Here is a 10,325-nt window from a genome sequence, read left to right as displayed (position 1 = left end):
CGTGCTTCAAAACCTTGCGTCTTCATCGGCCCGCGTCCTGTAGGGGCGAAGCATTCGGATAAAAAATCTACGGTTTCACCGATAGGTTATTGCCCGAATGCTTCGCCCGTACTTATTCAGCAAACCCTAATTAGGGCTTGCTGAATAAATCTAAAAACCTTGTTAGATTAAGGCTTTTTCAGGGGGAAAATTCACACCCCACACCCCACACCCTGCCCCCACCAACAAACTTTTTCAGCAAACCCTAATTATTACCCTCTATTCTGTGCGATTAAAATAACTGTTTGCATTAGTCCGACGAGAAGACCGAGAATCCCACCGAGATTAACAATTCCCTGTAATTCCTGTTTAACAATGCCTTGAATGGCATTTTCCAGATCGGCCGGGGAAGTGGCATTTACCCGATCGCGGATTACCTGATCGATGTTGAGAATCGGGATAATTTGGGCGACTAATTTCTCTAAATCTTCCTCTAGATAACGCTCTAAAATTAACGCTAACTCTTGACTAATTACCCCTAATGATGTAGTCATTGACACCGAGGATTGCAGACGATTAATAATTAAATTAGCGATTTGATCCCAGTCGATCGTTTGTCCAAAATCTTGCAGAAATTGTTCGCCACTTTCTTGAATATAAATTCGCACCGTATCCCTAGTGGTTTTACGCAATTGTCTGACGGTGGAGATAGGTAAATTTTGTAAAGAGATACTTTGTAACCAGTTTTTCAGACGATTACGCATCTCTAAAGATAGTAATAATTCTTTGATTCTGGTATTAGCTAAATCCTTTTCATCAAGGCAAAAAGTGCGTAAGCGAGCGAGGGCATTGCGTAAACCGAATAAATTGGCTACTACCCAATAGGTTCCACTGGTTTTTTCTCGAAATCCTTCATCGATAACTTGAATATTGCGATCGGTTAAAAAGTCGATCAAAGCTAGACGGATAACATCAGCAGGTAGGACGGTTTCTAATAGCCAATCGGAGAATTGTCGCGCCTGTTGTTCACTGAGAGAAAATTCTAAGACTAGGCGATCAAAAATTTGATTGATCTGTTTTTCTAAAAAGTCCTGCCGTCGGGCTAAAACTTTTAGTAATTTCGCTAAAGATTCCCCGAATAAATCGTGAAGAATCGCCGCCAAAATCTCGGCTGTTTTTGCTTGCCGATCGCCTTTTATTTGTTTTAAAGCTAATTGTAACAGCCAGAGTATCGCCCCCTGTACCCTTTCGGTGTCGAGGAGTCGTTTAGCCAGTTTTTGTAATTCCTCGGGGGTTAACAGGGAACCCATGATCGTATCCGATACCCGGACAGCTAATCGATCTTGATTGCGAGGAATTAACCCCGGAGTGAAGGGAAGAGGACGCTTACCGATATAAATCGCCTTGTAGGGACGAAATAGCATTTTTATGGCTACATCGTTCGTAAAATAGCCAATAATTGCCCCCGCGATCGGCGGTAAGATCCATGTCCAAAGAGTAGGGAGATTCAATTTAGCAGCAAAAAATAAACGGAAATGTGAGTAGGTTATTTCTTCAAGACTAACACTCCCATCAGTCCTGCTAGGAGTGGATAGTGAACAGCGCCGGAAAATCCCGACCGATAGCCTAATTTTACCTGTTCTGGGCCCCGGGGAAAGCGATCGATACTGGGACTAATATAAGCGTACTGGTCAGTTAAGCCGTAGCGCTCGGCGGCGGGAACGACGATATGATCGAGATACCAGTTTTGGAATAGTTTGGCGATGGTTTCGGTGGGTTGATGGAAGTCAAGAATCGCCGCTTTAGCACCCGGTTTGAGGACTCGGTATAATTCCCCCAAACATTGGGCAATATCCACCACATTGCGTAATCCATAGCCGATAGTGGCACAATCAAAGCTAGAATCGGCAAAGGGTAAATTGAGGGCATCCCCCTCCATCCAGTTAATATTAGTGGCGCTAAAACGTTGACGGGCGATTTTTAATTGTTGTGGGGAAAAATCTAGTCCGATCACTTTGCCGGTTTTGCCCACTTGTTTTGATAATAGGTTAGTCAGGTCGCCGCTGCCACAACAGATATCGAGGGCAAAGTCCCCTTTTTCTGGTTGACACCATTTGACTGTCATTAATTTCCAGATATGGTGTAATCCTAAACTTAATTCCTGATTGAGGCGGTCATATTCGGGAGCGATCTGATCAAAAATTGCTTGTATTTCTGTGGAGTTAGGTGAGGATTGATTGGACATTTTTATAATATAGCACCAGAGAAAATCCCAGATGAAGTTATACCATTCTATCCTATCTGCGCCCACGGGGATAAGCTGTTGAGCATCTACAGCAGTTATAGTCATAGTGGGGAACAGTGACTTAGGTTACGCTTCATCTATCCGAGAACCTTCCGGTCGCAGTTCGATCAACAGGCCTTCCCGGGCGAGAATAGTTTGAGGCAGAATCTTTCTTACCTGTTCGCCAATGCGATCGAGAAAATCGTCATTATGGGCGGGATCGTGATGAAATAGAACTAACTGCTTAACTTGGGCTGCCTGGGCGATTTTGACTGCCTGCTGCCAAGTGGAATGGCCCCAACCCACCTTAGAATACTTAGGATCGTTGTATTCCTCATCGGTGTAGGCAGCATCAATAATCATCACATCCGCTTGCCAGGCCAAAGCCAGAACGTTATCATCAAGGCGATCAGGAAAATGTTCGGTATCGGTAATATATGCTGCCGATAAACCCTGCCAATTTACCCGATAACCCACCGCTTCTCCTGGATGATTTAAAGGACGGGTTTCGACGCTGACATCGCCGTAGTGGAGGGTTTCGCCCATTTCTAGATCATAAAATTCTAAATCAGCCCGCATAATCTGCAAAGGCACGGGAAAATTAGGATGTAACATCTGATCGTGTAATGTTTGCTTGATGGTTGCTCCGTTGGGGGAGGGAACCGCGTAGATATTAAAAGTATTGCCCCTGATAAAAGCAGGGGTAAAAAAAGGAAAACCTTGAATATGATCCCAATGGGAGTGGCTGAAAAATAAATGGGCTTTCGCTGGACTTTCTGCCATCAAAGACTGTCCTAGGATGCGTAACCCTGTACCACCGTCAAAAATTAATCTTTCTCTACCGACTTGCATCTCTACACAGGAAGTATTACCACCATAACGAACGGTTTCCGAACCTGGACAGGGAATACTCCCCCGTACTCCCCAAAATTTGATCTGGAAGCAGTTGTAGGGCATATCAGAAGTTGGTCTACTTGTGCTGATGGGCTAATAGATCAGATTAGCACTCTTCCACAATTAAGGCAGTGACTTCATCCCGAAGATAACGATCTATGATTAAGGGGTGAGGATCGTCACTTTTGCAAGAGCTAAGGTATGGATTTACAGAAATTCTTAGAAAAACTGCCCCAACAGTATCAGGATTGGGGATCGGCTTTAATGTCGCCTATTTCCGAGCAATTAACCCTTTTAAGCGAAAAAACCGCCTCCTATCCTGATCGCAATCTCTTTCCCCTGCTCAATCTCGCCGTTGCCTGTCTGCAACCAGAGGAGGTTTACTGTCAAGTGGGTTGTTTTCGTCGCGGTAGTTTAGTCGCCGCTTTCTGGGATAATAGCGATCGCTGCGGTTATGGCGTAGAAGCTTTTTTTAAATACGATCCATCGGGAGAAAAGCTAACTATATTATCTGAGGATTTGGAGGATTTTCAACTATCAGAACAGATATTTTTAAGCGATCAAGAAACGGAAAACTTTTTCGATGATCTGGCAGAATTAAACAGTGAAGAAAAGCTGGGAGTTTATTACTACGACGCCGCCGAAGACTATCGATCGCTCTTCATCTCCCTACTTTTTGCCAAAAAATTCTGGTCCGATTCCGCTTTAATTATCATCAATAAATGTCAGCATCCCGCTCTCCAACAGGCAATAAGAGATTTTACTAAAACCCATCCCCAAGCTCAGATAATTTTAGATGATAAAATCGCTAATCACGGTTTGCTTGGTTTGAAAAATATTTGTTTATTAGCTTGGAATGCTTCCCCAGGGATAACAGCCCTAAAATCCCCGAAAAAACTGGTTTTAAATGTGGGTTGTGGTCCCTATAATCCCGAAGCCTTACCCCAACTATTCCGCGATGGCAATTGGCAAGAAATTCGCCTCGATATCAATACTGCTGTTAACCCAGATATTTTAGGAACTATTACCGATTTAAGTGCCGTTCCCGATAACTGCGTCGATGCGGTTTTTTCTAGTCATAATCTAGAACATATTTATCATTACGAAGTTCCCATCGCCCTAGGGGAATTTAAACGCATTCTTAAACCCGAAGGCTTTTTAATGATCGTAGTTCCCGATATGCAAACCGCCGCCGAATTTGTCGCTAGAGGCGATATGGAAAATGAACCTTTATATATTTCTCCCGGAGGTCCCGTGCGGGCTTTATGGATGTTTTACGGTATGGGAACAGAAGTCCCCGGAATGCCCTATATGGCTCATAAAACTGGTTTTACCTCTCAAAATCTTAACCATAAATTACAAGAGGCAAATTTTGCCAGAGTCGAGGTAATTCGCAGGGAATTTGATTTAGTTGCTTTTGGGTATAAGTGAGGAAAGATTAGCAAAAATTGCCCGCACTTGTGGGGATATTTTTTCCCTTTGATTGATTAAATAAATACTAACGAGGGTTAAAGATACCCCCACCCATTGCAATACACTTAACATCTCACCGAGGAATAAATTCCCGAAAGTGAGGGCAAAAACCGGAGTTAAAAAAGTTAAAGAACTTAAACTGGTTAAATTGCCTTTGGCGGCTAAATAAAAGAATATTCCGTATGCGATCGCACTACCAAAAATAGTGGCATAACTTAAAGCTAACCAACCATTTAAATCTATATTCTGCCATTGATGGGATTCGGTGAAACCTGAAGCTAAAAATAGCGGCAATCCTCCTAAAATCATGTGCCATCCTGTGGCGCTGACGGGATCCGCATGACGACAGACAAACCGGATTAAGACTGTTCCCACCGCCATGGATAGGGAAGCCAAAAGCATGAGCATTTCGCCGCTATTTAGTAATTCCTGCCAGCTAAAGTCAATATTTACCGCTTTTTGTCCAAAAAAGTCATAAAACCATTGATCGGGCAAACCAATTAAACTAATTCCCCCAATGCCTAAACCCAATCCTAACCATCCCCAGACACCGATAACTTCTTTAAATAGCCAACTCGACATTAAAGCCACCGCTAGGGGTTGGGAGTCAATAATTACCGATCCTAACCCCGCCCCGGTACGATTTAATCCCAATGCCAGAAAACCTTGAAAAAGAGTGGCATCCATCAGAGCAAAAAGGGCAATCCATAACCATGCTTGCAGGGTTTTGGGCTGAGGACGACCTAAAAACCAAGCTACTATTAAAACTAACATTCCGGCGGGGACAAGGCGAATTCCCGCCATAAATAAGGGGGTGGTGTGGGGGATAACACCCTTCATCGCTACCATCGCTGTTCCCCAGAGAAAAAACGGTGAGATAAATAAGAGGGGCGAGGATTTCTTTAAATCTAGGTTTTCCATAGGTAGCGATCGAGTGTTGTGGATAACAAATTTCTCTAATTGTATAGTAGAGACTGGGGATCAGCCCTTAATTCTCCTGACTTTCTCCTAACTGATTTTCCTCTAAAGCTGTTATTGGTTTTTCTTCACTCGATCCGATCCAGATCGCAATCATTCCAGCAATAGGAATGGAGAGAAAAACCCCTAATAATCCCGCAACTCTTTCGCCGATAAAGAGGGATAAAAATAAAATTACTGGGTTTAATTCTAGGGCATTGCCCATAACTTTAGGGCGAATAATATTATCTTGAATTTGCACCAAGACAACACAGACAATAAAAGCTTTAACGGCAATTGCTAGTCCCTGGGAGGTAAAAGTCAAGATAGTTACCAACAAAATGCCCAAGGTTGCCCCGATACCCGGGATAGCATCGATAACACCGAGAATGCTCGCTAAAATTAGCCCATATTTGATTCCTAATAGGGAAAAACTTAAGAAACTCGTCACCGATAAAAAGAGCATTAACAACAGTTGCCCGCGAATAAATCCCAGAAAACTTTGTCGAAAAGACTTGGCAAAACGCTCCCGGTATGCTATGGGGAGAAGTTGCAAAAAACTTCGCCAGAGTTTATCACCGTCGATGAGCATATAAACACTGATCACCGCCCCGAAAACGCCAGTAAATACACTGGAAAAAACTCCCTGTACGAGCGATAAACCCGTAGCTAAACCGGTTTGTAAGCTTCCCACCATTTTATTCAAATCTAATCGATCGAGAAAGTCTTGAAAGGGTAAAAAATCTTTTTGACTCAGGGCATCGGTAAGATTGAATAGTAGTCCTCTCCCCTGATTAACCGCTTCCAATCCTATGCCTGTGACTAATCTAAATAGGAGGATAAAAGCTACTAGGGTGGTAATAGCAATGGCTAGTCCTCTCGGTAGATAACGGGATAACCAAACCACGGGATAATTTAATAGAGCGGCCAGGACTGCCGAACCGGTAAAAATAGCGATCATCCCGTAGAAATAGTTAATTAAGATAATTAGACTCCAGCCACAGCCAAATAATAATAGATAGCGTACTAGAATCGAGTTATTCAGAGTTTTCCAAAAGGAGCTAGAAGGGGGCATAAATAAAGCCAGAAATAGGATTTTAGCATTTAGAATTGTTTTAACAAAGCTTCCCGCATGACCGAGACGGGGACGGGTTGACCTAACCAGATTTCTAGTGCGATCGCTCCCTGATTAACTAACATTTCTAACCCATCAATAATTCTTATCCCTCTAGTCTGGGCTAACCGGAGAAATTTCGTCGGCCGGGGATTATAAATTAGATCGTAGGCGATCGCCGATGGGGGTAAAAGGTCTAATAATTCTAACTCAACAGGGGATTGTTCGCCCTGGGGGGACATTCCGATCGGGGTAGAATTAATCAGGAGTTCTGTGGTGGATACCAGCCCCTCTAATTCGTCCCAACTATGCACTTCTAGGAGGTCATAGAGGCTGGTATTCGCCCAACTTTCTTTAAAAGGATCTAATTTCTTTTGATTGCGTCCTACCACATGAATTTCGCCACAGCCCAACTGGGCGCAAGCCACCACCACCGCCCGGGCAGCGCCGCCATTGCCTAAAATAACTGGATTCACCCGACTCCAATCTTTGTCAAGGGATTTCAAGGGTGCGAGAAAGCCATCCACATCGGTATTCGTTCCCTGCCAACCGGTTTCCGTGCGCCAGACGGTATTAACTGCGCCCACTAGCCTGGCTTTCTCGGTAATTTGCGATAATAAGGGAATAATTGCTAATTTATGGGGAATCGTGACGCTAAAACCCTGTAGATCGATGGCGGACAAACCAGCGATCGCAGTTGCTAAATTTTCCGGGGCGATCGGTAGGGGAAGATAGACATAATTTAGCCCCAAGGCATCGATAGCGGCATTGTGCATGAGGGGAGAAAGAGTATGGCCGATGGGATCGCCGATTACGCCTAATAACTTGGTTTTTCCGTTAATAATGGTCATAAAAAAGGTGGGCTTTCCCCACCAAAGTTTAATCTCAAGGGTGGCCAATGCTCACCTTACTATACTAGGGTTTGCTGAAAAAGTTTTTCCTGGGGGCAGGGTGTAGGGTGTGGGGTGTGGGGTGTAGGGTTTTACCGATTTTGAGGGGGTCAATTACCTAATTTTCAGGGAAAAAGTCCAGGGATTTTTCCCCCGATCACTCCCAGATCCATTACTTTTTGATGGCCAAAAGGTCTAAAAGTTTTACCCAACAAGGTTTTTAGATTTATTCAGCAAACCCTATACTATTTCTTGATTTCGCGGGCCATTTTCAGGAAAGGATTGATACTGTCATCGTTAGCGCGACGAACGTTATCATTAGCACCGTTAGCCTTACTATTAGCCTCGGAAGTGGCCGATTTTGCCACAATACCGTTATCGGTGACTTTGCTGACTTCCATAGAAGAAATCTGTTTAATCGATTCGCCACCCTTTTTATTCGAGGCAGTTTTCGGGAAAGTACGTCGGATCGTGATCGGTGTCCGCATAAAGTCGATATCACCGAGAGTTTTAGCGTCATCGGGTTCCAAGTAAAAAGCCTCTTTCGGTTCCGGTGCGCTCATATCCATCGGTTCATCGACGTATTTCGTCTTATTGCCAAACAGGCCAAAGAATCCAGCCATTTTCTCCCTCTCCTAAATAAATATATTTACCATAAATTGCTGCTGATTGTTAAATCATATCAATATTTATGACAAAAAGCTAGGTGGGGCTTGCTGAATAAGTCTGTTGGTGGGGTTAGGAGTCAGTAGCCGGTCGTCAGGAGATTATTTTTATTTGTTCTCCCCACTCCCCAATTCATAATTCATAATTCATAATTCATAATTCCCCCACACCCCTAATTCATAATTCATAATTCCCCCACACCCCAATCAACGCTGTTCTAACCTACGACTGGCTAGGGACATAGAATAACAGAAAATCCAGTAAATAAACGCCAAAAATAGATAAACCTCTGGATAATCGCCGATAAATTTCGGATTAGCTAAAACCGATCCTGCCATACCCAAGAGGTCCACCAGCCCCACGATCGCCAGTAGAGAAGTATCCTTAAATAAACTGATAAATTGACCAACAATAGCGGGAATGACCGCTTTTAAAGCTTGGGGTAGAATGATCAATAATAAAACGAAAATCGGTTTTAAACCCAAGGCTTTGGCCGCTTCAATTTGACCCTTGGGAATCGCTTGTAAACCACCCCGGACATTTTCGGCCAGATAGGCTGCTGCAAAAAGGGTAAATCCTGCGATCGCTCTGATCACCCGTTCCGGTCTCGTCCCGGCGGGTAAAATTAAAGGTAACATCACCTGAGCCATGAATAAAATTCCCAACAAAGGTAAACCGCGCAATAATTCGATATAACCAATAGATAGCCAACGAATTGCCGGTAATTCACTCTGTCTCCCCAGGGCTAATAATACCCCCAAGGGGAAAGATAAAATCATACTGGCGATCGCTACTAATAAAGTTAAGATTAAACCACTGAGATCATCGAGGGGAATGGCCTTTAAAAATAATCCCCCCAATAGTAACCAAGCAATTAAAGGTAAAGTCAATAACCAGAGCAATCCCCACCAGCGTTGGAGAAAAGCGGGGCAATTGGGGAAGCGACCCCGGTTTAATTGCCAAGAAAACAGTGATAAAGCCGCAAGTATCGTTAAAATCAGCCAAATTCGCCATATTGACTGTTCTGGATAACGACCGACCACAAATAAACCGATATTTTCCGTCACTACAGCCCATTTTGCCCGATTTATCGCCCAATCGAGAAAACTTAAACCACCCCAGAGGCTGAGAAATAGACCCGCAAGGGTTAAGATGACGTTGTACCAAGTGTTAAAGAGATTTTTTCTTAACCAGAGTCCCATAAAATTCCCCAACCTCTACAGTGGTGATCATTGTACTTATTCAGTACAATGGTGCTATTAGAAAAATTCAGACTGATTTTCGACCATGAACAGTTGCATTTTAATGGCTAAAATTGTCCGTCGTCCCGAATTACGTTATACCCAAGATAATCAAACTCCCTACGCTCAAATGTTAGTCGAGTTTTCTCCCAATCGTGCCGAGGCAACCCCGACTAATTTAAGGGCCGTAGCTTGGGGAAATTTGGCCTCAGAAGTCGCTCAGAACTATAATGAAGGCGATCGGGTAATTTTAGAAGGTCGTCTCTCCATGCAGACGATCGATCGTCCCGAAGGTTTTAAGGAAAAACGGGCCGAATTAGTCATTAGTCATCTCTATCATCTTGACGGCAGCGTGAGTAGCGGTGAAATGACGGCCCCGACTCCGGAAAAAGTCGTGCCAGTCAATACCCACAAATCGAATAAAACCGAGGTGGAGAAACCCGTCGCACCTGTCTCCACCGGGGATTTTGAATATGACGCATCCTATGAACTTTCTAATCCTTCCGCTTGGCAACCTAGCGACACATCGGTGGAGGAAAATTTAGACGATATTCCTTTCTAATCACCCCGACAGAATTAATTACAGATATTTTTCCCTTTTTTGTTCTGGTTTTCCCTCTTTCCAGAGTGTGAATTTAACTTTGTCATTCCTGAAATGGCACTGGTTCAGCCGCTACTGTGGGGAGGGCCAACATGGTCGAGAAGACTTGGGGCAGCAAGTCCAGTCGCCCAATGGGTTCTGGCCTAATCAAGCAAGTGCTGTTGGTGACAGCATCCCTAATCAACAGTCCATCTCTCGTTCTAATTGTTCAGGGGGATAGTCGATG

Annotated in this window: 10 protein-coding genes; 2 read left to right on the top strand and 8 right to left on the bottom strand. The window is 43.8% G+C overall.

Features of this window, described 5'->3' with window-relative positions; translation table 11 throughout:
- Positions 1-251: 251 nt before the first annotated feature.
- The 3 genes from LW728_RS05575 to LW728_RS05565 all read right to left on the bottom strand — a co-directional run bounded on the left by LW728_RS05575 (position 252) and on the right by LW728_RS05565 (position 3,220).
- The gene (locus LW728_RS05575) at positions 252-1,490 is read right to left on the bottom strand and encodes a DUF445 domain-containing protein (protein WP_287765617.1); all 1,239 of its coding nucleotides are present in this window, start codon (positions 1,488-1,490) and stop codon (positions 252-254) included.
- A gap of 35 nt (positions 1,491-1,525) precedes the next feature.
- Positions 1,526-2,224: a bifunctional demethylmenaquinone methyltransferase/2-methoxy-6-polyprenyl-1,4-benzoquinol methylase UbiE gene (ubiE, locus tag LW728_RS05570; protein ID WP_287765620.1), complete on the bottom strand. Its 699-nt coding sequence runs from the start codon at positions 2,222-2,224 to the stop codon at positions 1,526-1,528.
- A 126-nt stretch (positions 2,225-2,350) separates the two neighbouring features.
- A complete protein-coding gene (locus tag LW728_RS05565) occupies positions 2,351-3,220 on the bottom strand; it encodes an MBL fold metallo-hydrolase (protein WP_287664615.1) in 870 nt (289 codons plus the stop codon).
- A gap of 138 nt (positions 3,221-3,358) precedes the next feature.
- Between LW728_RS05565 and LW728_RS05560 the strand changes: the two genes are divergently transcribed.
- On the top strand, positions 3,359-4,588 hold the full coding sequence (locus tag LW728_RS05560) for a class I SAM-dependent methyltransferase (RefSeq protein ID WP_287664612.1): 1,230 nt from the start codon (positions 3,359-3,361) through the stop codon (positions 4,586-4,588).
- Here the strand turns inward: LW728_RS05560 and LW728_RS05555 are convergent.
- The 5 genes from LW728_RS05555 to LW728_RS05535 form a co-directional block, all read right to left on the bottom strand.
- A complete protein-coding gene (locus tag LW728_RS05555; protein ID WP_002800196.1) occupies positions 4,565-5,551 on the bottom strand; it encodes a DMT family transporter in 987 nt (328 codons plus the stop codon). The two genes, LW728_RS05560 and LW728_RS05555, sit on opposite strands and share 24 nt — an antisense overlap.
- 67 nt (positions 5,552-5,618) lie before the next feature.
- Entirely contained in the window at positions 5,619-6,662 is a 1,044-nt protein-coding gene (locus LW728_RS05550) for an AI-2E family transporter (protein ID WP_287765614.1), read from the bottom strand.
- A gap of 29 nt (positions 6,663-6,691) precedes the next feature.
- A complete protein-coding gene (locus LW728_RS05545) occupies positions 6,692-7,552 on the bottom strand; it encodes a shikimate dehydrogenase (protein ID WP_287765612.1) in 861 nt (286 codons plus the stop codon).
- 284 nt (positions 7,553-7,836) lie between these two features.
- Positions 7,837-8,214 (bottom strand): hypothetical protein, encoded by a 378-nt coding sequence (locus LW728_RS05540; protein ID WP_287664603.1) that lies wholly within the window; start codon positions 8,212-8,214, stop codon positions 7,837-7,839.
- A 249-nt stretch (positions 8,215-8,463) separates the two neighbouring features.
- Positions 8,464-9,459 carry an amino acid ABC transporter permease gene (locus LW728_RS05535; protein ID WP_287765610.1) on the bottom strand — a complete coding sequence of 332 codons (996 nt, stop codon included), beginning with the start codon at positions 9,457-9,459 and terminating at the stop codon, positions 8,464-8,466.
- A gap of 85 nt (positions 9,460-9,544) precedes the next feature.
- Between LW728_RS05535 and LW728_RS05530 the strand changes: the two genes are divergently transcribed.
- Positions 9,545-10,060, top strand: coding sequence for a single-stranded DNA-binding protein (locus LW728_RS05530; RefSeq protein WP_287765608.1), 516 nt, complete (start codon positions 9,545-9,547; stop codon positions 10,058-10,060).
- Positions 10,061-10,325: the final 265 nt, after the last annotated feature.

The organism is Microcystis sp. 49638_E5 (assembly GCF_021300285.1).
GTDB classification, from domain to species: Bacteria; Cyanobacteriota; Cyanobacteriia; order Cyanobacteriales; family Microcystaceae; genus Microcystis; species Microcystis aeruginosa_C.
The sequence above is the reverse complement of the archived record's forward strand: the minus strand, read 5'-3'. Positions and strand labels throughout refer to the sequence as shown.